Source organism: Microcoleus sp. LAD1_D5, from assembly GCF_036702115.1.
GTDB lineage: Bacteria > Cyanobacteriota > Cyanobacteriia > Cyanobacteriales > Microcoleaceae > Microcoleus.
In genome coordinates this window covers 38,829-64,251 of the sequence record NZ_JAUBSA010000034.1, presented here as the reverse complement: position 1 = coordinate 64,251, position 25,423 = coordinate 38,829, and the positions used below count along the sequence as shown (strand labels likewise).

Here is a 25,423-nt window from a genome sequence, read left to right as displayed (position 1 = left end):
GTTAAAGGGAAAAACTTTTTGACTCCAACTTTTCACAACTGATAAAAAATTCCACACACATCTGCGGAATGTGGGTTTAACCGCGAAAGTTTGAAGGGCGGGAGTGTTTAATTGTTTGCTATGTTGCCCTTGAATAGTACCCGATCGCAATTAAAGCTGAAATGAGGAGCGATCGCACAAACCGGGTTTTGTAAAAAAAATGGGGTCTTTACAGGTGACATTAATGGCGAGGATTGGTGGCGTTCTGCTGCCAATAGCACCTGCAATTGACACAAGCCTCGACGAGGGATCGTTGACGGTGGTAAAATTTGTGTTGGGAAAAAACTTGACATCAGCGGGTCATTGAAAGTAAAAATAAATAAAAGCAATAAAAACAATGAGGCTTTATCTTTGATTCGCGATCGGCAATCGGCAAGTAGGGCATTGAGAAGTTGCTATCCCCTAAAACAATTTCTGCTAAAATACATCCGGTAATATACGGAGTATCTAGGATTTTTTCGCAATCTAAAATATAAAATTAAAAATCTAAAATGGCAACAGCTATTCTTGAGCTGGAAATCTCCAAACTCCCGCCAGAAATTACGGTTGAGGAGCGTTACAGCAAAGCCTTAGTTTTAATTCGACTGCACGGAAAACCGATCGGCCAAGCTCTATTGTCGCTCGTCGGAGGTCGCGCCGACGGCTCCCAATTGCGGGAAACACTGATGAACGCTGCAGGGGACAACCTTTGGAAAAATTGGCTCTACGATACCCTCGCATGGGATGAGCGGGGGCCGGTGGAGGCATTGCCGATCGCCACTGTAGCGGTTTGCACGCGCGATCGCCCGGAAGATTTGCGGCGCTGTCTAGACGCGCTGATGCAGCTCCCAGACGAGGGTCAGGAATACTTAGTAATTGACAATTGTCCCAGCACGGACGCTACCAAGGAACTGCTCAAAAATTACCCGCAAGTCCGCTATGTGCGCGAAGACGTACCAGGCTCCAGCGCTGCCCGTAACCGAGCTTTACGCGAAGCTAAACATGAATTCGTAGCCTTTACAGATGACGATGCGGCTCCCGATCCGAACTGGCTGCGATCGCTCTTGTGGAATTTTAGCGATCCGCGAGTTATGTGCGTCACGGGGCTGGTGATGCCCTTGGAACTGGAAACCGAAGCGCAAGAATGGTTTGAGTGGTACAGCCCGCACGGGCGGGGATTTGAGCGCCGAGTTTTTGATGGGGCGCAGTGCAATCCTCTGATTGTGCATCTTGTGGGAGTTTCGGCCAGTATGGCTGTGCGGAAAAGTTCGATCGACTACATTGGCCTGTTTGACGAAGCTTTGGGGGCGGGAACACCCACGGTAGGTGGCGAAGACTGTGAACTCTTTGCCCGCATTTTGCGCGCGGGCTACTGCATTGTCTACGAGCCGAGAGCATTGAGCTGGCACCGCCATCGGCGCACTTGGGAAGAATTGCGAAAAACGCTCCAAGGCTACGGCATCGGAGTCTATGCTTTCTGGACGCGGCTGTTTGTAATCAACAGAGAATTCAGTGTGCCTCTATTAGCTTGGGGATGGCTGCGGTATAAGCAAATTCCTGAATTAATTGCTTCTTTGCGAAAGCAACCGGATGCGGTTCCGAGGGATTTGCTGTGGGCTCAATTCCGAGGCTGCATTAGCGGACCGATGGCTTATTTTGCTTCTCGGAAGTTGTTACAAAAAATTAAGGGGAGCAATGAATAGGGATTTTTAGATTATTTTTAACGGCAAATGAAGATAGATGAAATGCACATGAAGTTAATTGTTGTAATGTAAATATGGAAAATCTAACAGTTAGCATAATTATTCCTAGCCACAACCGAAGTTCTTCGCTGCGGCGGGCTTTGGATGCTTTGCACTTGCAGACTTATCCGATCGACCTGATGGAAGTTATGGTAGTGGCAGATAGCTGCATTGACGATACTTTGGCAATGCTACAAGACTACAAAGCTCCGTTTAAACTGCAGGTGATCGAGGTAAATTGCCGGAGTGCTTCGATCGCCCGCAATACGGGAGCGGCTTCGGCTATCGGGCAATTGCTGCTGTTTCTCGACGACGACATCGAAGCGCTACCACCTTTGGTGGAAAGCCATGCGCGGGTTCACCGAGAGCGTCCGGGAGCGGCTGTCATGGGCCCCTATCCGCCTAAGTTGCACGGAGGAACTACGTTTTTTGACGTGGAAGTGCGCTCGTGGTGGGAAGAGAAGTTTTATCAGATGAGCAAACCTGATCACCGATTTACTTATCAAGATTTGCTCAGCGGCAACCTTTCTTTGGATGCAGAACTTTTTGGTCGTCTCGATGGGTTTGATTCAGCTTTTGGAAACTGCGGCGGAGAAGATTACGAGTTTGGGGTGCGTTTGCTGAAAGCTGGTGTACCTTTTGCTGTAGCGGGGGATGCTGTGGGCTATCATTACGAACACGAAACTAATAATCTCGATCGCTCTTTCCGCCGATCTCGTCAGGAAGGGCGATCGGATGTTTTGATCGGCCGCCGACACCCGGAACTTAGACCGATCATGCAGGTAGCAGCCTACGAAACTGCTTACTCGCTGCTAGATAAAATTGTGGTGGCGGTCACGTTTTTCTGGCCGGCTGCTGTGGATTGGCTGGCCCGGGGACTGAGGAAATCTCTTGATTTACTCGAAAGCTTGGGGATGCGGGAAACTTGGCGGTGGTTGCGGTCAAAATTGCGCGGTTATTGGTATTTGCGGGGTGTCATTGATGAGTTAAAAAGTCGCTCTGCTATTTCTAGTTTTATGCAAGGAGGCCCGGTCCGTGCTGATTTGGGCGGATATGAAATTAACATTGATTTGCAGCAAGGTTGGGAAGCAGCAGAAAGTCTGCTGGATGCGGAACGACCGGCTGGGGTTTACCTGTATTATGACCAACTGACAGTCGGCCATATTTTTCCGCAAGCAGGCGCGGAACCGCTGCGGGGCGCTCACTTACGATCGATTCTGGCGCTTCACTTTGCTCAACCGCTGGCTGGGGCGATCGCGGTTAACGGTTTGCCCCGCACTGCAGAAACGCTTGAAGAAAAACCTTTAGTTGCTTTGGAAACTTACGAGTTAGCAATTAAGAGCTAAGTAAATAGGTACAAATAAAGATTACATGATTCGGGCAGGTGAGTGCCTTCATCTTCTCGCTTATATCTGGTTATGCTTAGCTAAACTAGCCCCTAGAAGATTTTTTTTTCGTTCATATCTACTGAATTCGGGGAAGTTAAACCAAAAACTCAAACCTCAAAAGTTGGGAAATTGGAAAGTTGCAACCCCAAAGTTAAAAGTCCCAAGTCAAAACTTTTCTATCTAGTGCCCGCTGCAAAATTTTCAGGAGCAAGTTATGGCAATAAAAGTGATGGAGATTGAGTTTACCGAACAGATTAATCCGATTAGGCAACTCGAACAATACGAAGCAGTTCGCATTTTAGTTCGCTACCGGGGACGGCTTCTGGGCTGGGCTTCTGTTAGTAACAATCCCTGGGAACAAACAATTTCCGCTGAGCGAGTGCGACAAACAATTGTGGATCAGTTAGGAAAAGAGTTGGTGCGATCGACTTTAGGAGAGCAGTTCGGCGCTGTTTCTGAAGCAGTGGCGGATCGCCACCTGCCGTCAATTAGCGTTGTCATCTGCACGCGCGATCGCACAGATTTGCTCAAAGGCGCTCTGGAAGCTCTGCTCGCCCTCGACTATCCGCACCGCGAAATTATCGTTATAGACAACGCTCCTGCAACCACCAGCACCGCTGAATTCGTAGCGCGATGGCCGGTACGCTACGTCAAGGAAGAACGACCAGGATTGGATTGGGCGCGCAATCGCGGGATCGCTGAAGCGCGGCATGAGATTATTGCTTTTACTGATGACGACGTGCGGCCCGATCGCGGTTGGCTGCGGGGTATTGCTGCGGCGTTTGCTGACCCAGAAATTATGGCAGTGAGCGGTTTAGTCGCGCCGGCGGAACTAGAAACAGAGGCTCAAATTCAATTTGAACTCCGCTACGGGGGAATGCTGCAATACCTCGACAGTTTTAAATTTGATGGTAGCAAGCTCTCGACGTGGGAGTTGCTGTGGGCGAGCAAATACGGCGTGGGGGCGAATATGGCTTTCCGGCGACGAGTTTTTGCGGAAGTTGGGAATTTTGACGTTGCTCTTGATGTGGGTACGGCGACTTGCGGTGGTGGGGATATTGAGATGTTTCATCGGATTTTGGCTAAGGGATACTCGACTTTTTATGAGCCGAGAGCTTTTGTGTGGCATCGGCACAGACGCAGCGCCGAGGCTTTGAGCCGGCAGTTACAGGACAACGGGCGCAGCTTTGGGGCTTTTTTACTGACGTGCGATCGCAACCGCACTGTGCCGCGCTGGGAAATTTGGAAATTTGCTATGTTTCAGTGGCTTGGTTGGTGGCTGGTGCGCCGCTTGGGGGTTCCGGGTTTGCTGCCGCGCAAGTTGGTAGTCAGCGAGTTATTAGGAGCTCTCGACAGTCCTTTTGCTTACAGAAAAGCGCAGTTGCAGGCGCAGCAGTTAGCTGAGATTGAGCCGGAAGAGCAGCTACAGTCGGAACCGCAGGAAGTTGCCGGAGGTGTGCGATGAGAAGTGCTCCCAGGCTGGGTTACAGGCGCAAAATCGCTCATTTCTTCGATTTGCTGCGGGTGTTGGTCGATCGCGATATAAAATTACTTTACAAGCGATCGACTTTGGGGATTGCTTGGACTTTAATCAATCCGCTGTTGCAGTTAGCTGTATTTTCATTTGTATTTCGTTCTGTTGTACCGATTAACGTTCCGAAATTTTCTTCCTTTGCTTTCAGCGGTTTGTTAATCTGGAGTTGGTCTCAAACCGCATTATTTCAAGCAACGGGATTAATTACCAACAATAAAGCGCTAATCAGACAGCCTAATTTTCCCACGGCAATTTTGCCGGTAGTCACGACTATGACAGGGCTAATTCACTTTCTGTTAGCTTTGCCGGTGTTAATTATCTTTCTGGCAATTGATGGCGTTCAGCCGAGTGCAGTGCTGTTTGTGTTGCCGCTGCTGATGGCTATTCAGTTTATTTTGACTGTCAGTTTGGCTTACCCCCTCGCCGCTTTGAATGTCACTTTTCGCGATACTCAGCACACTTTGGGCGTAGTTTTGCAGATGCTGTTTTACCTGACTCCGATTTTCTACGACCTCAACAGCGTACCGAAACAATTTCAGCCTCTTTATCAGTTGAATCCTATGGTGCCACTGCTGGGAGCTTACCGCGCCATACTGCTCAAAGGTACGCAGCCGGATTGGCTGGCGCTGTTAATTCTTAGCTTGGTTGTGGCTGCTCTTTTGCCGATAGGACTGGGAATTTTTAGACGGCAAAGCAATACTTTTGTGGAGGAATTGTAAATGCGTCAAGCTATTGTTGTCAAGGGTTTGGGGAAACGTTTCAACCGCTACTCTGCCGATCGACCTTATACGATTATGCAGGCCGCTTTGGCGGGTTTTCGGCAGATGAAACCGCAGGCGCGTTTTTGGGCACTGCGGGATATCAATTTCACTGTTTCTCCTGGGGAGATGCTGGGAATTCTCGGCAAGAATGGCGCGGGAAAATCGACGCTGCTGCAACTTGTTGGCGGTATCGGCCAGGCTCAAGAAGGAACTATTGAAGTTAATGGCAGAATTGGCGGTTTGTTGGATTTGGGTGCGGGTTTTCACTCGGATTTAACCGGCAGAGAAAATGTGTTTGTGGGTGCGGTGGTGGCCGGTTTGACTCGTCGGGAAGCGGCGCGCCGATTTGATGATATTGTGGAATTTGCGGAATTGCAACAGTTTATTGATAGTCCGATGCGGACTTACAGTACAGGGATGCAAATGCGGCTGGCTTTTTCGGTGGCGGTACACACCGATCCAGAAGTGCTGTTAGTTGATGAACATTTGTCGGTTGGTGATGTGGCTTTTCAAAATAAATGTTTGAACAGAATCACGGAGTTTAAGAATCAAGGATGTGCGATTGTTTTGATTTCTCACAACGCGGCGCAAATTCATAAACTGTGCGATCGGGCTTTGTGGCTGAAATCAGGTGAAATCGTGGCTTACGGGGAACCGGAAGTGGTAGTCGGTCAGTATTTGTCGGAAATGCGCCCAGCAACCGAAAAACGCACTCCCATGGGTCCTCCTGAAGTGACGAGTACGGGTTCGCAACTGCGAATTAATGACAATCGCTTCGGTTCTTTGGAAGTAGAAATTACGGATGTTAAAGTGTTGCCGGATAATGAGATCAACAGTGGTGATCCTATTACTGTGGAAATTCATTATTCTGTACCGAAGCCAATTTCGGCTGCTATTTTTGGCGTGACAATTAGCCGGGAAGACGGTCAAAGTTGTTTTGAGACTAATACTAATCAAATGGGCAGATTGCTGCCGCTGGCGGAAGGTAAAGGCACAATCCGCCTGCACGTAGACAGGCTGGATTTAGGCAACGGTCAGTATTACGTGAATGCTGGGGTTTACGAGAAGAGTTTGGCTTACGCCTATGATTATCATTGGCACACTTATCCGCTGTATGTGCGATCGACTGTAAACCAAAAAACGATTCTTTGTCCGCCCAACCGCTGGGAATTTGATGGCAAAATGCAGGTGGCGGATTTACCAGAAGCCGCCGAAAAAGTTCACGCCTTGAATAAGGACAATCCCGCCTATGCCAAAATTTCGACTCAGTTGAAAAATAAGCAGGCACCAGACTTTTTAATTATTGGCGCTCAACAGTGTGGCACGGAACCTCTATCCGGCTATCTCGCAAATCACTTGCAAATTATCAAAGATGGTTCCCACAACATTCACTTTTTTGATTTGAATTTTGAGCGGGGCGTTGATTGGTACAGCAAGCATTTGACGCGCAGTGTGGCGGATGAGAAGGTGTTGCTGTGGGAAATGACTCCTTACTATATTTATCATCCGTTGGTGGCAGAGCGGGTTTACAAGTGTTTCCCGGATGTTAAGCTGATTGTAATGCTGCGAAACCCGGTAAAACGAGCTTGGCTGAACTATCATTTAGAAGTGGCGATCGGCTGCGAAAAGCTGGATTTTGAAAAGGCGATCGCTTCCGAGCCCGCTCGCCTAAAAGGTGAAATTGAAAAAATCAAAGCCGATAAAGATTATTACAGTTTCAACCACCAACATTATTCTTATTTGTCGCGAGGAATTTATGTTGAACAAATCAAGAATTGGCTCGATTATTTTCCGAGGGAACAGTTGCTAATTCTCAAAAGCGAAGATTTTGAGGCAAATACCGACAAAGTTTTTTCCGACGTGTTAGATTTCTTGGATATTAGTGCGATCGCAAGTAAACAATATGAGATTAATACGATCGAGGAGTACAGCAAAATACCAGCAGCAATCGAACAACAACTGACAGATTATTTCAAGCCTTACAATCAGGAACTTTCTGATTTGTTAAAACAGGATTTTACTTGGAGTTAGAAAAATAGTTTTTAACCGCAGAGAGGGCACAGAGGAACATAAATCCTACCTCTTTATTCTCTCCCTCTGTGCCCTCTGCGCTCTCTGCGGTTCATAAAAAAAATCTCATTCACAACAACTTATAAAGTATAAAAATGAAACGAATATTTCTAGTGGGAGCTCCTCGCAGCGGCACAACAATTCTTCAAAGCTTATTAGCCGCTCATCCCGAAGTTATTTCTTTTCCAGAATCTAAGTTTTTTCACTATTTGCTGTACGATCAGTTTGCTGGAAAGTTGCCAGGTAGAATGGAAGCTTTTTTTAAGGATGAGATTAAACGTCCTGAACTTTTGAAAGATTTTGATGACAGCCAAAGTGTGGAAGCTAAAGCTAGTTGGTTTGTGAGAGTTTTGGATGGTTTGGCTGCTGAACAAAAAAACAGCGTTTGGTTGGAAAAAACGCCGGAACACATATATTTTATTGATGACATAGAGCGCTTTTTGCCGGATGCGAAATTTATACATATTTTGCGAAATGGTATGGATACAATAGCTTCTATGTATGAGGCTACTAAGAGTTTTAACGAATTGTGGGGCGCTGGTTGGGATTTAAACCACTGTATCTATCGCTGGGAACACGCGATGTTAACTAGCCACAAATATATTAATAAATCCAATCATATATTAGTTAAATATGAGGAGCTTTTAGATAACAAAACACAAATTCTAGGAAAAATCTGTCATTTTATGGGCATTGAATATGACGGCACAATGCTCGTTAATTATCAAGAAAAAGCCGCGAATCTCAGTTTAAATCTACCTTGGCACAAAGGAATTGAGAGAGATGTCAAAAGTAGTAACGTTCACAAATATCATAAAATTTTCACTCGAAATGAAATCAGATATATTTTAGATAAAGTTAAGCGAGTCAACGGTGAAATGGCCTGGAAAGTTACGGTGGAAGTGACCGAACCAATTTCGGATATTTACGCTGGGCAAATATGCGATCGCCTGTGCTGTACGATCAAACTAGAAGGAATTCAACTCGGTATTATTGAATTGCCGATTTGCGATGGCATGGTTGCGGCTTCGGTGTTGGCGGATGCGGTTGCAGCCCAGTTTGCTTGGCCAATTATTGATCGCTTCTTTCAACGCAATCGCTGCGAAAAAGGCAATAAATTGTGGGAAACTTTGCTGGAACCATTGCATCCTAAACATGACTGGACGCTATTTTTGCAAGAATTATGGGGGCGTCCGCATTGGCATTTGGAGGATTTCTACAAGCCTGAAATAGCTGAGGAAGTCCCCACAATTACCCTCGAAAAAGATTTGATTGCTGTAGAAGTTAGCGACGAATTTGCTAATATAAAAGTTGAGCTTGCTGAAATAAACGTGCTGGTAAAAATAGGCGGCGTTGCTGTCGGTATTGTCACTGTTGCGGTGGAAAATAATGTTGTTTCGGCTCAAAAATTGCGATCGACAATTACTCGAAATATTGGTTTTGAGTTGTGCGTCGCCGCCGTGCGAGAAGCTTTGCTGGGAAAACCACTCAACGGCAAGCAATGGCTACGATCGCGCTTAGCCTCTTGTGCTCAACAAAGGTCTAATTTGCCCGACTGCTTGAATGCACCGGGTGCTGGGGGCATTTACCCCCAAAATGCGGTGATTTTCGGCAGGCGATCGGGTGCGATCGGGACGAGTGTCAGCCGTCGCGCCGCACTCCCGGCGGCGGCGCTGCAGGAAATCGAGTCAGCCGCGGCAATCGCGGGGGAACCGACAATGCAAATTCCCCAAGAAAACGAGTTTCCAAAGCAAGTATTTTACGCACCGGAAATCATTGGCTCAAAATCTTCTTATCGGGAAGTTTCTCACTCGGTGAAACCTCAACTTTTGGACAATTATCGCGTTACAAAAAAACTCCCGATTCTCTCCTACCGCCGCATTTCTCCTGACGGTTTAGACGCAGTTACTCCCCAGATTTTTGAACAACAGTTACACAATCTCAAAAATCTGGGTTATTACAGTGCGAGTTGGGAAAATTGGCGAAGCGCAAAACTGGCTAAAACTCCTTTACCCGGTAAAGCTATATTGATGACTTTTGACGGCGGCTATCTGGACTTTTTCCAATATGCTTTGCCTCTGCTAAAACGCTTTGATTTTACAGCCACTGTTTTTCTGGTAGCGGAGTCAATAGGAAAGACCAATAGTTGGGAAAAAGCCGAATTTGAAGAAGTACCGTTAATGGGATGGCAGGAAATTTTGCAACTGCGGGATGCAGGAATTGAATTCGGTTCTATGTCTGCTACTCATCAACCTTTGACTGCATTGTCGCCCACAGAAATTGTGCGGGAGGCGGCCAAATCCCGTGCCATATTGGAACGGGGATTAGAGAAATCTGTTAAATGTTTTGCCTATCCTTACGGTGAGGTCGATCCAATTGTAGCGCATTTAATTGGCGCGAGTGGATATACTTTTGGTGTATCATATACATTGAATTTTAGCAGTTTTGAAGATTCTTTGTTGTTGCTGCCACGCATTCAAGTCACCGCAGAAAATGCCTTAAAATTAGCTTAGTATGGTGCGTCTATCAGCGAGATTTTTCCCTCAACTAACAATCTCTCAAGGGACGCACCTTACAAGTGAAATTTCTTAATCAATTCCTTAATTTTTCTCTGCAAATAACCGCCTAAGCCTAGGATTCTCGCGCAGTGACCGCCTGCTGGGCCGGCTCCTACTATTACTATGTCAAAACTTTTTAAAGTCATCTTGCTTTTAACTCGCTCCCAATGTCAAAACACCCGCAGGCATATCAACTACTAACCGCCGAGTTTTCAGCCACTGGCGACCGATTAAAATTTCCGGTACTCCGTCACCCACATGAACGGGAATGTCAAATTCTAGATACTCAATACGCACTTTTCCTACATAAAGATCGAAATTAAATTCTCCCTTAGCTGTTCGCATTTTTTCTTGTTTGACATATGTCCAATCAAGTCCCTCTAAATCCTGACTGTCCATTGCTAACGAGCCAGAAAAACCTGTATCAAGCAGAGCATCAACAGGTAATTCTAAGCCGTTATCAGCAATCAGTTCAATTTCAAAAAATAGCTCGTCCTCATCACCAAATCTTCCTTGAATCATATTGTGCCACAAACTCCGGTTTCATTGATCCGAAAAACGTGCAATTTAGCTTTCGGGTATTTCTCATGGGCTAGGTTTGCAACTAGCATATCATCCTTGTCGATAAAATATTCCCCGCTGTCGGGTTCAACCGCCATGTACCAGTTGTAGTGGGTTTTAATCAATTCTGGTTTTAGGCGATCGAAAATAGGTTTGCAGCGCTGATAAAATGCTTCTCTTTCAGCACGCCACTGGGCTTTTTTCTCTTCTGACCACTGGATTTCGGGGAATAATCTTCCCCGCCGTACTATGCGATTTGGTTTCACGTTAGTCATTGTTTTTTCTCCCTTATCCTCAAATCTTCCTTCAATCATGTTGCTCTTTCACTGTCATAGATCGGATATCGAAGAGTAAGGTGCGCTAGGCGCACCCTACAATTTTAGCTATTTACACGCTAACAGGAGACTGTTTGCGGCTGAATGTTGCTAAGATGCGATCGCACATTTGCGACGGATTTAATCCCAAACTGGCAAATGATTGTTCAGGCGTTGCATGATCTACCAATGTATCGGGTACACCCAACCGCATTACTGGAACCACAACATTATTGTCCAACAAAGCTTCGGCTACTGCTGAACCGAAACCTCCCATCAAACAGCCTTCTTCCATTGTGACAACTTTGCCGATTCGCTGTGCTAAAGGCAAGATTAATTCGGTGTCCAAAGGCTTGACAAAACGCGCATTGATCACAGTTGCTTCAATGCCGTGCTCGCTCAGAATCTCGGCGGTTTGCATTGCCGGATAAACCATTGAACCGTAACCCAATATCAGCAAATCGTCGCCGTTGCGGAGAATTTCGGCTTTGCCGATCGGCAATTCTTCCCAACCTTCTTCCATCAGAGGCACGCCGTAACCGTTGCCACGCGGGTAACGCATCGTGATCGGGCCGCTTGTGTGGTTGATTCCCGTGACTATCATCCGCTGCAATTCTGCCTCATCTTTTGGTGCCATAACTACCATATTTGGCAGGCATCGCAAGAAGGAAATGTCGTACATTCCTTGGTGAGTTGGCCCGTCAGCCCCAACAATGCCTGCGCGATCCAAACAGAAGAAAACTGGCAAGTTTTGAATGCAAACATCGTGAATTATTTGGTCGTATCCCCGCTGCACAAATGTCGAGTAAATTGCCACAACCGGGCGCATTCCTTCGCAGGCTAAACCAGCGGATAAAGTCACGGCGTGCTGTTCGGCAATCCCGACATCAATGTACTGTTTCGGCAGTTTTTCATGAAGTTTATCCAGACCTGTTCCGGTTGCCATTGCAGCGGTAATGCCAACTATTTTGGGATTATCTTCTGCTAGCTTGACCAGGGCGTGGGCAAAGACTTTCGAGTAAGCTGGAGGCTTGGGTTTAGTGGAGGGAATGCCTTTGCCCGTGGCTAAGTTAAAGGGATTTTGGGCGTGATATCCTACTTGGTCTTTTTCGGCGATCGCATATCCTTTGCCCTTCACCGTCACAACGTGAACTAGCACCGGCCCTTGAATGGTATGAGCTTGTTTGAAAGTGGTAATTAACTCTTCCAAATTGTGTCCATCTACCGGGCCCATGTAAGTAAAGCCCAATTCTTCAATTACTGCTCCAACTTTCGAGACTGCCAAGCGTTTCATCCCTTCTTTGAGGCGTTCCATTTCTGGAGTAAAAGTTTCGCCGACAAAGGGAATGTGTTTGAATTGTTCCTCTAAGTTATCTTTGAGAAACTGCACTGGTGGCGACAATCGCATCTTGTTCAAATAGCGGGTAATTGCGCCGACGTTGGGCGAGATTGACATCTCGTTGTCGTTGAGGACAACTAACAAATTAGTTTTCGGCATATGGCCCGCGTGGTTGATGGCTTCGAGTGCCATGCCGCCAGTCAATGCGCCGTCGCCGATGACTGCTACAGTTTTAAAGTTTTCCCCCTTGAGGTCGCGCGCCATTGCCATTCCTAGTGCTGCGGAAATGCTTGTGGAAGCGTGACCTGCACCGAAGTGGTCGAATTTGCTCTCGCAGCGCTTGAGATAGCCTGCAACGCCGTCTTTTTGGCGGAGGGTGTGGAATTGGTTGTAGCGGCCGGTTATCAATTTGTGAGGATAAGCTTGGTGGCCGACATCCCAAGTAACTTTGTCGCGATCGAGGTCGAGTGTTTGGTAGAGTGCTAAGGTCAGTTCGACTACACCCAATCCTGGGCCGAGGTGGCCGCCGCTAGCGGCTACAGTTTCTAAATGCTTTTCTCGAATTTGTCGGGCAATTTGTTCGAGTTGATGAATCGAGAGGCCGTGTAATTGGTTTGGGTGAGTCAGTTCGCTGAGATGCATATTTTAAAATCTTGCTCCTGTGAATCAGGACGAATCCTTAACAGATATAGGTTGTGCCTGCGAGGTTGGGTACGCGCAAACGTTAGAATAGTTTAACGGTTATTTGAGAAAAACTGTTAGGCGTAAGATTTTTGTTATTTTTGGTCTGGTAATTATAGTTAATAAATTGTGCGCCGTCAATATAAAAAAAGCTTATGTTGTTAGTTCCTAATCGCTAATTGTTAGCTGCATGGAGATTCTTAAGCATTTTTAACTACTTTTTGTAGTGATGGCTGACTTTTTAGCCATCTTGTTTCTGCAAGCGGACTATGATACAAAATTATTAACTGTGATGGGAGCATCTCATATTTGTAAAAACACTTCTTCTGGCTCCTTCCTTCTGCCTCAAAACTTTAATTTATAGCTGTGCTGCAAAAGTGAGATGCTCCCAACAGTGATTTATATAAAATAACTTATGTCAAGTCATTGGTAACAACTTAGAAATGAGTAGATTTTGTCAATCCCTATAACTGGATAAAAAATTCACTAATAATGATAACAAAAAAGGGGAAAGGTTGGACGATCCCAACTAAGGCGATTATCATTATCAATAAATTGTCAAATAGTTTTCACACGCCTGCGAGAAAATTATGTAATACCAAATCCGGGTTAATTACCTCTAATTTATGACGACTTAATTCAATAGACCTCTTGCAAAAATAATTAGGACGGGCTCTCCAGCCCATCAATTGAGGAAAAGGATTTTTGCAAGAGGTCTAATCTCCCTTACTCCGGTGATGGCAAAGGAGTTTCCGCTTCTTCGGGCGGCGCAATTTCTGCAGGAGTCGATTCGGGCGACGGCGAGAGACTCTCGCTATCGGGCGGCGGAATTTCCGCAGGAGTCGATTCGGGCGACGGCGAGAGACTCTCGGCCCCGGGCGAGGGAATTTCCGAAGGACTCGGAGCGGGAATTTCCGGCGGTGGCGGAAGTTGTTCGGGATCTGGCTGGCGGCTTTGGAGGCTTTGCACCCACAAACCTAAACCACCGCCGGCTAATATCAGCCCCAACACCCCCAGTAGGGGCAGCGGAAGCTTGGACTGCCGTTTTTGAACGGGTTCCGGGGCGGGGGAAGTTTCGGGGTACAACAACTGTTTGGACGATTCTGAAAGCTGAGATTCTGGAATCCTCCCGGACTTCTGGAGGGATGCCGCGAGGGAAGGTGGCAGCGACACCGAGGCTGACACTGGCGCTGACGCCACCGCCGGATCAAACAGTACCAATCTCTCCGGCGACATCCGACAGTGAGTCGCCACCACCGAGGTGTTGTCATAACCGTTTTTCTCGTTGGCGAGACGAATCCAAGACTGAACTGCGGCTTCCAAAGACATTTTGCCCTCAAGCACCTCTGGGCCGTAATTCTCCCAAGATTGCTCTACCCAGTCGTTGTCGCTCAAACCGTCGGAACACAGCAGCAGTAAGCCTTCCTCTTCGACAATAAATCGCTGAATCGTCGGGCGCAGGAAATCGCCGTCCCGCGTGCCCAAAGCTTGAGTCAGGGCTCCTGCATCGGATCGCAGTTGAGTTTCCCAGTATAAACAGTGTCCTAGCTGGACTTCCCTTGACGCTACGTCGTCGTCCACAGTCAGCCGCTGACAGTAATTTTTGCCAATCCAATAAGCGCGGCTGTCTCCAACATTGACTAAATAAAGTTCGTGACTGTTATTTGAGGGCAAATCCTCGGAAATTTTCACTTTTTGAGGCAACTGGAGGGCCATCACCAAAGTCGTCCCCATCCGCTGGCGCAACTCTTTTCCCTGCTCATTATTTTGAGCGGAAATCACGTTATTCACAACTCTGACTATTTCTTCGAGTTGCTTGATGACCATTGTTGGCGTCATCAACTCTTCTTGTTGAGCGATTTCTGCGAGCAAATTTTGGATTAAAGCTTTCAGGGACTGCACGGCTAATTGACTGGCAACTTCTCCTCCTTCGTGGCCTCCAACCCCGTCGCAAACCATTGTCAAGTAAGGAATTAGTTTCTCGCCCCCAGAAGTTTTGCTAGATTGAAAATCAGCAGCAGTCGGATAGCAACTGTCTTCATTTTGGGAGCGCTGCGGCCCGGTATCAGTCATGCCGACTACTTCTAAGTGCAGAGGCAATTGAGCGGCTTGTTCTAATAGTAAATCGTTGAGTTCCAGGGCGATCGCGTCGAAATTCATGCTGCTGCGGCGCATAAACTGACAAATCTCTCCGAGTTTCGACTGCACCTCGGGTTGCGCTGATTCCACCAAACCTGACCACACATCTCCCAAATCCCGCAGCGTCGGTACAAAATTGCCCCGGTGTAGTTCCAGCAGGCGTACCCGCCAACCTTCCACCCGCAAATTTTCCGGTACCAGCAAACTCGAAGCGACTCCCTGTTCCGACAGCGGTGCCCACAGTTGGAGCATTTGCCACAGCCAGTAAACTTGGCGCGCGGCGGTTGTCCCAGACCAAGATTCTAAAATAGAAGGATACAGGCGACCGAAATTATTGATGGGCACATTTTCCAACAACAGCACCTCTGTCGCTTCCGGTGCTTCCCCAAGCGAACAAAAACCGTATACTTCCGGCGTATGCAGCCGTTGGGGATACAAATGCAGGTAAGGCATAATGGTATCCGGCAGTTGTTCCGGGACGCTCGGAGGCAGAGCTGGACGGCTGTCGAGCCAGATTTGGGGTGCAATGACAAAGTATCGATCGGCTATTACCTTACCCGTCGGCACTTCCTCGGCTGCTTGTCCCACCACCCACACATAGCGATAAATTAAATCCGTTTCGCACGCTGCACAGTGCTGGCGGCCAAAGGTATTGCGTGGATCGGGACAGCTAAGATTCGGGCAATAAATGGGTTCGGAGAAACTGCTGATCATATCGAAATAGTTTGTGTAAAAACATTCTGAAGATATAGGATTCGCAAGCCCAAATTTATGAGCTTGAGAATAAACTGATTTTAGCCCCTACCAATTTCTTAACTGCCTTTGGGCCCCTAGAAATTGTAGTTTCTGCCAGTCTGCACCGGCTTAAATTGTAATTTAAGTTACTAAACTCTGACTTGGAGTACGGTAGAAGCCTCAACCTGATACCGTGGCGCGAAAAATCGCTCTGAGGGCCAGCAAGTCGCAAATCCTTGCAGAGTCAGTTGTTTGCATTTCTTAAATCTTAAATTTCCAATCTAAGATCTAAATAGTATCACCTATTCTTTTTATGATCTGGACTCCGACGCTCCTTTGGCTGCTAGCTGGGTCTTTGCTGTGTTTGGCAGAGCTATTTCTCCCGACTGCTTTTGTCGCTTTTATGATGGGACTGAGCGCCTTCGCCGTAGCTGGATGCTCTCTAGTTCTACCTTACGTTAATTTACAAATATTCCTGTGGATGGTATTTTCGACTGTTTTTGTGCTGCTGTCTCGGCGGTTGATACCTAAAGGCAACGCCAGGGCGATCGCAGATTCTCAGGAAGCAAAAACTTTAACAGAAATTCCCCCCGGAGAAGCCGGCCGAGTGATTTATGAGGGGAATTCTTGGCAAGCTCGCTGCGAAGACACGAAGACCACTATCCCCCCCAACCAAAACGTAATTGTCGTCGGACGCAAAGGCACTACTCTGATAGTTTTGCCCGAAAATCTCTTGCATTCTTAAACAAAATGCGTAATTAATCACAGGCAATTAGTAGTTAGTCATCAGTCATTAGTCAACATTTAACACTCAACAGTCAACAGTCAACATTTATAGGAGGCGACCATGGAACAATACTTTTTACTCGTATTTTTGGCTTTAGGCGGCTCAGCCCTCGCAGGTTCCGTCAAGATTATCAATCAGGGCAATCAAGCGTTGGTGGAAACTTTAGGTAAATACAGCGGCAAGAAACTGGAACCCGGTTTGAATTTTGTCACGCCGTTTCTCGATCGCGTCGTGTACGAGCAAACAATTCGGGAAAAAGTCTTAGATATTCCTCCGCAAGCTTGTATCACGCGGGATAACGTTTCCTTCACCGTTGATGCTGTGGTTTACTGGCGGATTGTGGACTTGGAAAAAGCCTGTTACAAAGTAGAAAATCTTCAGTCAGCAATGGTAAATATGGTGCTGACCCAAATTCGCGCCGAAATGGGTCAACTGGATCTCGAACAAACTTTTACTGCCCGTTCTCAAATTAATGAAATTTTGCTCAGAGATTTAGACGTTGTTACCGATCCTTGGGGAGTTAAAGTAACGCGGGTAGAATTGCGGGATATTATCCCTTCTAAAACTGTACAGGAATCGATGGAATTGCAGATGGCAGCCGATCGACGGAAGCGGGCGGCAATTCTGACATCAGAGGGAGAACGCGAGTCAGCAGTTAACAGCGCCAAAGGTAAAGCAGAAGCGCAAGTTCTGGATGCAGAAGCCCGCCAAAAAGCGACTATTTTGGAAGCAGAAGCTCAACAAAAGGCGATCGTCCTGAAAGCTCAAGCAGAACGCCAAAGTCAGGTTTTGAAAGCTCAAGCTACTTCTGAGGCCTTGCAAATTATCGGCAAAACTCTGCAAAATGACCCCACTGCCCGGGAAGCTTTACAATTTTTGTTAGCTCAAAACTATCTGGATATGGGTCTAAAAATTGGCACCAGCGACAGCAGCAAGGTGATGTTTATGGATCCGCGCAGCATTCCCGCTACGCTAGAAGGAATGCGATCGATCGTTGGGGAAGGTAATAATAATGAGGTTAAAAAATAGTCTTAGCTAGAATAGGCAATTGAAAGAGACTGATAACTCTGTAGGAGGGATGAAACTCCTCATACAGAGTTAGCATGAATAGCAAAAATGATGGTCTCATCACACACCACATTATTACCCATCTTCCGCAGGTCTTAACATTAATTGGGGATTTTTTGGTAAGAAATGGCTGTAATTTTTTGTCTACAAGTATTCCGCTGATATGTAGAAATATGAGTTATTATTAAGGAGTGTTTATTTGTTATCAAGAGTCATTAATTATAGAGAATATGTTGGCGATTAAATTCCTAGGATGACGTTTTCTCGTCAACATATTTTTGACTATGTTAAGAAGTGCGGAATGTGGGGTTAAACTTGGTTTAGCATTTTTTTCTCTTGTTCGATCGCTCCTGTTTAAGACTGCAATCGATCGCAAATGCCAATATGTTGACGACATGGGCTAATTGCTGAAACTACTACTTTTCTTCCTCTGGCTCTTTTGGGATTATGCTCTAGCTAAGGTTGAGTAGAATCCAAGCTTATCCGATCGCACAAATGTCTATCTTCCTCCTTCACATCGGCATTTGTTCGCAGGTAATCCCACACGCGATCGCAGGCATAAGCCAGCGGATCTAGTTGGAGAATCCGCTCCAAATCCCACAAAATCACTGTGCGATCGTCCCCCGCAGAGGCAATCTGTTTGCCATCGGGGCTAAACGCCACCCCCCACACATTCCCCTCATGTCCGGTTAGCGCGGTTATTTCTGTACCGTCCGTCTTCCAAAGTTTGAGTGCGCCAGTTGCGCCTCCCGCCACCAGCATTTGACCGTCTGGACTGAAATCAACTGCCATCATCCCTCTAGTATTCCCCTTAAGGGTTTTGAGCAACGTGCCATCGATCGTCCAGAGTTTAATCGTGTCATCCATGCTCGCAGTTGCCAAAGTGCGACCGTCTGGACTGATGGCAACTTCCCAAACTCCACTACTATGACCTTTCAAAATCTTGGAAAACCTACCGTCAAGACTCCACAACCGAGCTGTGCCATCCTCACTGGCGGAAACCAGCCTCTGTCCGTCGGGGGTAAAATCCACATCGTAAACCCTAGCCCGATGTCCTCTGAAAGTTTTCAGCAAAGTGCCATCGGGCTTCCACAGTTTCACGGTTTTATCGTCGCCCGCAGAAGCGAGTAGCTGACCGTCTGGACTGGCGGAGACATCCCAAACTCCCGCCTGATGTCCTTTTATTGTTTTCAACAACGTTCCGTCAAAGTGCCAAAATCTAATCGTTTTATCGTCACTGGCGGTAGCAAGGGTGGGTGCGCCCGCAGGGTTGGCAAAGCTGCCACCAGATAGAAAAGCAACCGAGTAAATGCTATTTCCTACGGCAAAAGACTTCAGCAACGTGCCGTCTTGCGGCCACAGTTTGAAACTGCGATCGGAACTGGCTGAAGCTAACATCTGACCGTCCGGGCTGAAATCCACATCCCAAATAGTTCCGCCGTGTCCGAGTAGAACTTTTGAGAAGGGGTTTGTTGGATTCCAGAGTCGCGCGGTATTGTCGTCGCTGGCGGAGACAAGCATTTGACTTTTGGGAATAAAGGCAACGCCTCGAATTCCAGATTGATGCCCTTTGAGAACTTTTAGGATTGTTCCGTCCGGCTTCTGGAGGTTGATGTTTCGATCGGCACTGGCGGAAGCAATGACATCGCCTGCTGTGCTAACGGCAACTTCAAACACTTCCGCATTATGACCTGTGAGAGTTTTTAGCAACGTTCCGTCGGGTTGCCATACTTTCACCGTGTTGTCAGCGCTGGCAGAGACGATCGCCGGACGTTTGATGCCGCCATTGTCTGCAAGTAAGGCAAACTCAACATCCCAAACGGCGGCGCTGTGTCCTTCCAGGGTTCTCACCAGTTTGCCATTTAGAGTCCAGACCTTGACTTTACCATCTGTGCTGCCAGAGGCGAGGAGGTTTCCATCGGGGCTAAAGGCAACACCCCAAACCCCACTTTGATGTCCTGTCAGGGTTGCGATCGCTTTGCCATCAATGCTCCACAGGCCAATGGTATTATCTTCACTGGCGGAGGCAATGCGCTGACCGTCAGGACTCACGGCGATGTCCCAAATTGCGGTACTGTGTCCCGGAAAGGTTTTGAGCAGCTTGCCCTTCCGATTCCACAGATAAATGTTGCCGTCCAAGCTAGATGTCACTAAGCGCTGGCTGTCAGAACTGAAACTGAGGGCGTGAACGGTGGCAGTGTGCTGGAGAGTGTGCAGCAGAGTGCCATCGGGTTTCCAAAGCTTAACCGTTTGGTCGTTGCTGCCTGTAGCGATCAGTTGACCGTCTGGGCTGGCATCAACCGCCAGTACCCAACCTCGATGTCCCCAGAAGCGATTGAGTTCTGTATTGCCGTAGATGGCTTGTTGCAGCACTTGCCGAACTTGAGATTGCAACTGAGGGTGGGGATTAGGGAGACTGTCGAGCCTGCGTCTTGATTTGATGGCAGTCACGAGAGCGTCTAATCGCTGTTGGGAGGCGAATTGCCCGGAGGATGAGGAAGTGAGGGCTTGAATTTCGTTGGTGAGGGCGCGGTGATATTGCCAGAGGGCGAAAATGGCGGATGCGATCGCCACTATCAGCAACCCACTCAACGCTGCAATAAACTTGCGCTGTCGCTGTGCTGTCTTTCTTTCATAAGCTACGCGCTTGCGTTCTTCTAGCAGTCGTGCTTCGACTTCTTTTACTCGTTCTGCTTCCAGTGCTTGCTGCATTTCCAACTTGTCTAATTCACCAGAAGCGGCTAAAAATTGATAGTCCAAATCGCTCAAACTTTTACCTTGCGCCCAGGATTGAGCGTCTTTCAGCGCTTGTCCGCGCAACAGTCGCGATTCGTCTTGTTGTTTGGAAGCGATCCAAGCATCAAATAGTTGGGAGTAAGGGCGCAGTTGCCCTAAGTGTTTTTCTACCCATTCGAGATTAAATACTTCTTGATAAATTCTGTTTTTTACCTGCAAATACCCATGTTTTTTTACCACTAAACCCGATAGCAATAGTTCGATTTGATCTGGGCTGTCATCTGTTGGGACGGGCGGGTACGGGGGCATCGCCCCTACGCTTTGTAAGATTTGCTGGTAAATGCCGAGCCATCTTCCGGCGCGTTGTTCGTTTCGCAAGATGCGATCGCGTATCGTTTTCAGATGCTCTGGCTCATCTTGAGATTCCCAGTTATTGACGATGTGCGATCGCACCACCGATTCGACAAAAAATTCCTCTGTTCCGGGTGGTATTTTTAAATCACCGCTGTGGGCTGACCCCGCCTTTTTTACTACTAATTCACATATTTTTTGGGTTAAAAATGGCTGTCCTCCCGTCCAAACTAAGATTTCTTTGAGAACTTCTTGCGGATTGGCTATGACATTTTCTACCCCTTTCGCTAATGGTTGCGCTTCTTCTAAGCTAAATCCTGACAAATCGATCGATTGTCCGATATTAAAAGGTGTCCGATTTTTATCGGCGATTAAATCGCTTGGTGTAGCTACTCCGAAAATCGCGAAGGTAATCCGATTGTATGAGGGATTGATGGCTCGTTGGTTGTAGCAATAACGAATTAAGGCAAAAAAGTCATCTACAGGAAAATCTAAGCTTAAAATACTATCAATTTCATCAACAAATATAAAAATTCGCTCCTCCGGAAATCTGGCTAATAAAATATCTTCAATAAACTGACTCAATCTTTGCAGGAGAGAGACTTCTTCTTGTTCTTTCCACCAGGTTTTTAAATTAACTTGTCCTAATAAATTAAAGCTACGCCACAAATCCCCAATGATTCCTTTGTACCACTGTAAAGGAGTAATGTTTTCGCTACCGACGCGCGTCATGTCAATGGTACTGCATAGAAATCCTTCTGCTTGCAGTCGGTGCAGGGTGCGAACGAGAAGGGAAGATTTGCCCATTTGTCGGGAGTTGAGGACGTAGCAAAACTCGCCTCGTTTTAAGGCTTGATAAAGTTCGATATCTGCGTGTCGTTCAACATAGGTAGGTGCATCACTAGCGAGACTGCCTCCAATTTGGTATGTAACCTGGGTCATGCCGTTTCTGGGTTGGTTTAAATGTGAGTATCTATTGAGTTTAGTGAGAGGTGAGGATGTGGTGCGATCGCTTCATTCTCATATAAATTACGCAAATAAACTCTCAAACCTCGATCTAAATAAAGTTGGGCGAACCAAAATACATGCGGTACAACTCGCAGCTCAGCGTACAGCGGTTATTATCGATATGAATCAGCCCCATACTAACTAATTTAGAAGCTACTATCGGATCTAATTCCACCCCGCGTTCCGATTTTACCACTTGTTTAAGTGCAACCGCAAGTTCGGGATACTCTTGCAATGTCACCCAAAAACTCCGCAAATAATCTTTATAAATTCCGGCTATGGTGGGAGCTTCTTGTAGTAGCTGATCGAGCGTTAAACTGTTTTGACAGAGGTGGTAAAGAGCTAGCCGCACTAGATAAGGATGTCCCCCTACCATGGCCATCAGTCGATCGGCATCGGAACCCTCTGTCCAATCCAGTCCGTGACGCTGGGCTAAAGCAAGTATCTGCTCTTCTGTAAAATAGGGCAATTGCAGCGGTAAACCGACATTAAAAGGCGATTCAGTGAGCTTTAAAGGAATATAAATTTCTGTGGAGTGAAGAACGATTAACCGCAGTTTTCCCACCATTTCAATGCGCTTTGCTTCTTCATGCCAGCTTCGTAGCAGCGGCAAAAATTCTCTGGCAATTTTTGGATACTCAAAAATTCTATTGACTTCATTTAAAGCTAAGACTAGAGGATTATTTATTTTGTCTAAAATATATTGTTGTAAATAGATAGCACAGCTTACTTTGCTACCCATGTCTTCATCCCAATAATCATCTAATAGAGGTGGCAATTCTAGGTGACGGCTGATGTTGGCACAAAACCACCGTAAAAATTTATCGAGGTTGTCTAAAACAGCTTCCTCAGCTTGCTGAAAATCTAAACTTACAGTTCGATAGTCAAGAGAAGTCGCGCGCTCTAAAATCCGTAGCAGAAGGGAACTTTTTCCCATCTTCCTGGGAGCTTTTATCCGCAGAACACTTCCGGGTTTAGTAATCTCTCGATAGGCGAGTTCTTCAATTAGCGGGTGATGGATATAGAATGGCGAATCGAGGGGCACGGGAGAACCGGGAAATTCTAAAGGTGTTGCTAGGCATTGGCTGCGGGTGAATTCTTCTATTAATGCTCGTTCATCTGCCGTCAGGGAACGTGATTCTAAACAAGAGCGAAAATTTGATTTGCTAATAGATGTGTGTAAGATTTGAGAGAGAGATTGCCACAAGGACGAGGCGATGTTTCTCAGGTAATGCTCTCCGTAATTAGAGGTAGATGCGATGCTTGTATAAGTCTTTCCTTCCCAAACTTGGCGGAGTATGATTTCTTGTACGGGATATAAATCTTTTTGCGATCGGACACGAGTTAGCTGTAGTACCTCATCTATCGTCATAACTGGCAATTACCATATAAGTATATCGTTGATATTATCACTTATGATTGACTGTAAAGCCTAATGCGATCGCCTATTGGATTGCGACACGATACTGTCGCGACATTTCTCAGGGAATAACTGCTCAAATCCGTTAAATCTCGCGCCCAGAGTACCATTGTCAATAAAGAGTCCCCTGGCGGGGTGGGGGTGGGTGTATTTAAGTTGTCTGCACTCTTCAAGGCTACAAGAGTGAACCCACCTCTACAGGTTTTTGAGAAGGGTTCTCTTCGTTAAGTTAAATCCGTGACATCGGTTAAATCTTGTGCTTGCGCCGTTGCCTCCCTGGTCACGGAGTCTTATAACCCAGTTTCAAGGTGTGTTGGTGAGACTAAGTTTCAGGTAGCTGCGTTCACTTTTTTGCCCTCGTTAGCCAAAATGTCAGGCAGGTGTCACAGTTGCTCATGAAGCCACAATTAAAAATGTGACACTTGACCTTGCTAAAATTTACTCAAGTGATGTTAATTTAATAAAATGTACTTTCATATCGCTGCATCTACTCCTCACAAGTGTTAAGTCCAAAAGCCTAATTCTTCTTTTTGTGACAGCAGGTTTTGGGATTTTTTGCGATTTTTTTTAATTATTAGCCAATAACCGAGTTGATTTGATGCAAATGGTTCATAAAATGTTTCCCAATTATTTTATTCCTCACGGTCATTGTTACTTGTGGAAGCCGGGATTAGTGGGGCTACACATTTTGTCCGATGGTTTGATAGCCGTCGCTTATTTTTTGATACCGCTCACGCTGATTTATATTGTCAAAAAGCGGCAAGACCTGCCTTTTGACTGGGTTTTCATGCTGTTTGGCTCTTTTATTATTTGCTGCGGTATTACCCATATTATGGAAATATGGACGCTGTGGCATCCTAATTATTGGTTCTCTGGTTTTCTTAAAGGGATTACAGCGCTGATTTCGCTATCTACCGCAGCAGTGCTGGTGGAACTAATCCCAAAAATCTTGGCTATCCCCAGTCCCGATCAATTGGCGGCGGCAAATTTGGCTTTACAAAATGAGATTGGCGATCGCAAACAAGCTCAAGAAGCACTCTCGAAATTAATGCTAGAATTGGAAAAACGGGTGATGGATAGGACGCTCGCTTTAGAATTAACCAATGAACTTTTGCAACAGGAAAATCGCGATCGCTCCTTGGCTGAAAATTCATTGCGGCACTCGGAAGCTAAACTCCTAGAGCAAACTCAGCAATTAGAGAACACTCTGCAACAACTTAAAAGCGCCCAAGCTCAACTCGTACAAAATGAAAAAATGTCCTCTTTGGGGCAAATGGTAGCTGGTGTTGCTCACGAAATCAATAACCCTGTCAATTTCATTTATGGCAATCTGATTCCGGCTGAAGAATACATTAAAGAGATTGTGGAATTGATTAAGGTTTATCAAGTTTATTACCCCACTCCTGCGCCGGAAATTGCCGACAAGATTCACACTATCGAACTCGATTTTATTTTAAAAGACCTGCAAAAACTTTTTGCTTCGATCAAAATTGGCTCAGAGCGAATTAGAGAGATTGTTAAATCTTTACGAAGTTTCTCCCGGTTAGACGAAGCCGAGATGAAAAAGGTAAATATCCATGAAGGACTCGATAGCACTTTAATGATTTTGCAGCACCGCTTGAAAGAACAACCAAACCGTCCGCCTATCCAAGTGATTAAAGAGTATGGAGATTTGCCAGAATTGGAATGCTATGCTGGACAGCTTAACCAAGTATTTATGAACATTTTTTCTAATGCTATTGATGCTTTAGAACAGATGGCGGCGCAGGGAGTTTCGACCAATGCCTATTGGGACAATAATTTTGATGATCACTTACCAAACCCCCATTGCCAACTGCTAAAAATTCGCATCCGCACGCTTTTAGTTGATGGCAAGTGGGTGCAGATTCACATTGCTGATAATGGCACTGGCATAGATCCTGAGACGATCGCTAAAATTTACGATCCATTTTATACGACCAAACCTATCGGTTATGGTACTGGGCTAGGTTTGGCGATTTCTTATCAGATTATTCAAACCCATCAAGGTTATTTGCGCTGCACTTCCGAGGTGGGCAGAGGTACTGAGTTTATCATTGAAATTCCTTTGCGATCGCACAGTTGCGATCGCCACCTAGTGCAAAAGCAAGCTGTTATGAACAAGCTGGGCTGAGGCGTTAATAAATAATGCGGAATCCAGCTACCACTTTCGGTTTCTTTTATTTTTCGCCTAA

Annotated in this window: 15 protein-coding genes; 9 read left to right on the top strand and 6 right to left on the bottom strand. The window is 46.4% G+C overall.

What is annotated here, in order from left to right; all coding sequences use genetic code 11:
* Positions 1-530 precede the first annotated feature (530 nt).
* The 6 genes from QUA70_RS16025 to QUA70_RS16000 all read left to right on the top strand — a co-directional run bounded on the left by QUA70_RS16025 (position 531) and on the right by QUA70_RS16000 (position 10,026).
* Entirely contained in the window at positions 531-1,721 is a 1,191-nt protein-coding gene (locus tag QUA70_RS16025; protein WP_333331480.1) for a glycosyltransferase, read from the top strand.
* A 74-nt stretch (positions 1,722-1,795) separates the two neighbouring features.
* Complete coding sequence (locus tag QUA70_RS16020; protein WP_333348477.1) at positions 1,796-3,106, top strand: glycosyltransferase family 2 protein; 1,311 nt, start codon at positions 1,796-1,798, stop codon at positions 3,104-3,106.
* 256 nt (positions 3,107-3,362) lie between these two features.
* Positions 3,363-4,613 carry a glycosyltransferase gene (locus tag QUA70_RS16015; RefSeq protein WP_333348479.1) on the top strand — a complete coding sequence of 417 codons (1,251 nt, stop codon included), beginning with the start codon at positions 3,363-3,365 and terminating at the stop codon, positions 4,611-4,613.
* On the top strand, positions 4,610-5,401 hold the full coding sequence (locus tag QUA70_RS16010; protein WP_333348481.1) for an ABC transporter permease: 792 nt from the start codon (positions 4,610-4,612) through the stop codon (positions 5,399-5,401). Before QUA70_RS16015 ends, QUA70_RS16010 begins: the two co-directional genes overlap by 4 nt.
* Positions 5,402-7,474: a Wzt carbohydrate-binding domain-containing protein gene (locus QUA70_RS16005; protein ID WP_333348484.1), complete on the top strand. Its 2,073-nt coding sequence runs from the start codon at positions 5,402-5,404 to the stop codon at positions 7,472-7,474. It abuts the gene before it with no gap.
* A 134-nt stretch (positions 7,475-7,608) separates the two neighbouring features.
* Positions 7,609-10,026, top strand: coding sequence for a sulfotransferase (locus QUA70_RS16000; RefSeq protein ID WP_333348486.1), 2,418 nt, complete (start codon positions 7,609-7,611; stop codon positions 10,024-10,026).
* 198 nt (positions 10,027-10,224) lie between these two features.
* On the opposite strand, the gene QUA70_RS15995 is transcribed toward QUA70_RS16000, so the two are convergent.
* The 4 genes from QUA70_RS15995 to QUA70_RS15980 form a co-directional block, all read right to left on the bottom strand.
* A complete protein-coding gene (locus tag QUA70_RS15995; protein WP_333331494.1) occupies positions 10,225-10,593 on the bottom strand; it encodes an aspartyl protease in 369 nt (122 codons plus the stop codon).
* Positions 10,590-10,907 carry a hypothetical protein gene (locus QUA70_RS15990; RefSeq protein WP_333331496.1) on the bottom strand — a complete coding sequence of 106 codons (318 nt, stop codon included), beginning with the start codon at positions 10,905-10,907 and terminating at the stop codon, positions 10,590-10,592. The genes QUA70_RS15995 and QUA70_RS15990 overlap by 4 nt, the downstream gene beginning before the upstream one ends.
* Positions 10,908-11,019: 112 nt before the next feature.
* A complete protein-coding gene (gene dxs / locus QUA70_RS15985) occupies positions 11,020-12,927 on the bottom strand; it encodes a 1-deoxy-D-xylulose-5-phosphate synthase (RefSeq protein WP_333331499.1) in 1,908 nt (635 codons plus the stop codon).
* A gap of 765 nt (positions 12,928-13,692) precedes the next feature.
* Positions 13,693-15,819 carry a protein phosphatase 2C domain-containing protein gene (locus tag QUA70_RS15980; RefSeq protein WP_333348487.1) on the bottom strand — a complete coding sequence of 709 codons (2,127 nt, stop codon included), beginning with the start codon at positions 15,817-15,819 and terminating at the stop codon, positions 13,693-13,695.
* 334 nt (positions 15,820-16,153) lie between these two features.
* Between QUA70_RS15980 and QUA70_RS15975 the strand changes: the two genes are divergently transcribed.
* Positions 16,154-16,585, top strand: coding sequence for an NfeD family protein (locus tag QUA70_RS15975; RefSeq protein WP_333331505.1), 432 nt, complete (start codon positions 16,154-16,156; stop codon positions 16,583-16,585).
* A gap of 102 nt (positions 16,586-16,687) precedes the next feature.
* Positions 16,688-17,656 (top strand): SPFH domain-containing protein, encoded by a 969-nt coding sequence (locus QUA70_RS15970; protein WP_333331508.1) that lies wholly within the window; start codon positions 16,688-16,690, stop codon positions 17,654-17,656.
* Between the two features lie 495 nt (positions 17,657-18,151).
* Here the strand turns inward: QUA70_RS15970 and QUA70_RS15965 are convergent, their stop codons facing one another.
* Both QUA70_RS15965 and QUA70_RS15960 read right to left on the bottom strand, forming a co-directional pair.
* Positions 18,152-21,724 (bottom strand): AAA-like domain-containing protein, encoded by a 3,573-nt coding sequence (locus QUA70_RS15965; protein WP_333348489.1) that lies wholly within the window; start codon positions 21,722-21,724, stop codon positions 18,152-18,154.
* 115 nt (positions 21,725-21,839) lie between these two features.
* The gene (locus QUA70_RS15960; protein WP_333331514.1) at positions 21,840-23,162 is read right to left on the bottom strand and encodes an AAA-like domain-containing protein; all 1,323 of its coding nucleotides are present in this window, start codon (positions 23,160-23,162) and stop codon (positions 21,840-21,842) included.
* Positions 23,163-23,808: 646 nt separating this feature from the next.
* On the opposite strand from QUA70_RS15960, the gene QUA70_RS15955 reads away from it, so the two are divergent.
* Complete coding sequence (locus QUA70_RS15955; RefSeq protein ID WP_333348491.1) at positions 23,809-25,362, top strand: ATP-binding protein; 1,554 nt, start codon at positions 23,809-23,811, stop codon at positions 25,360-25,362.
* Positions 25,363-25,423 lie beyond the last annotated feature (61 nt).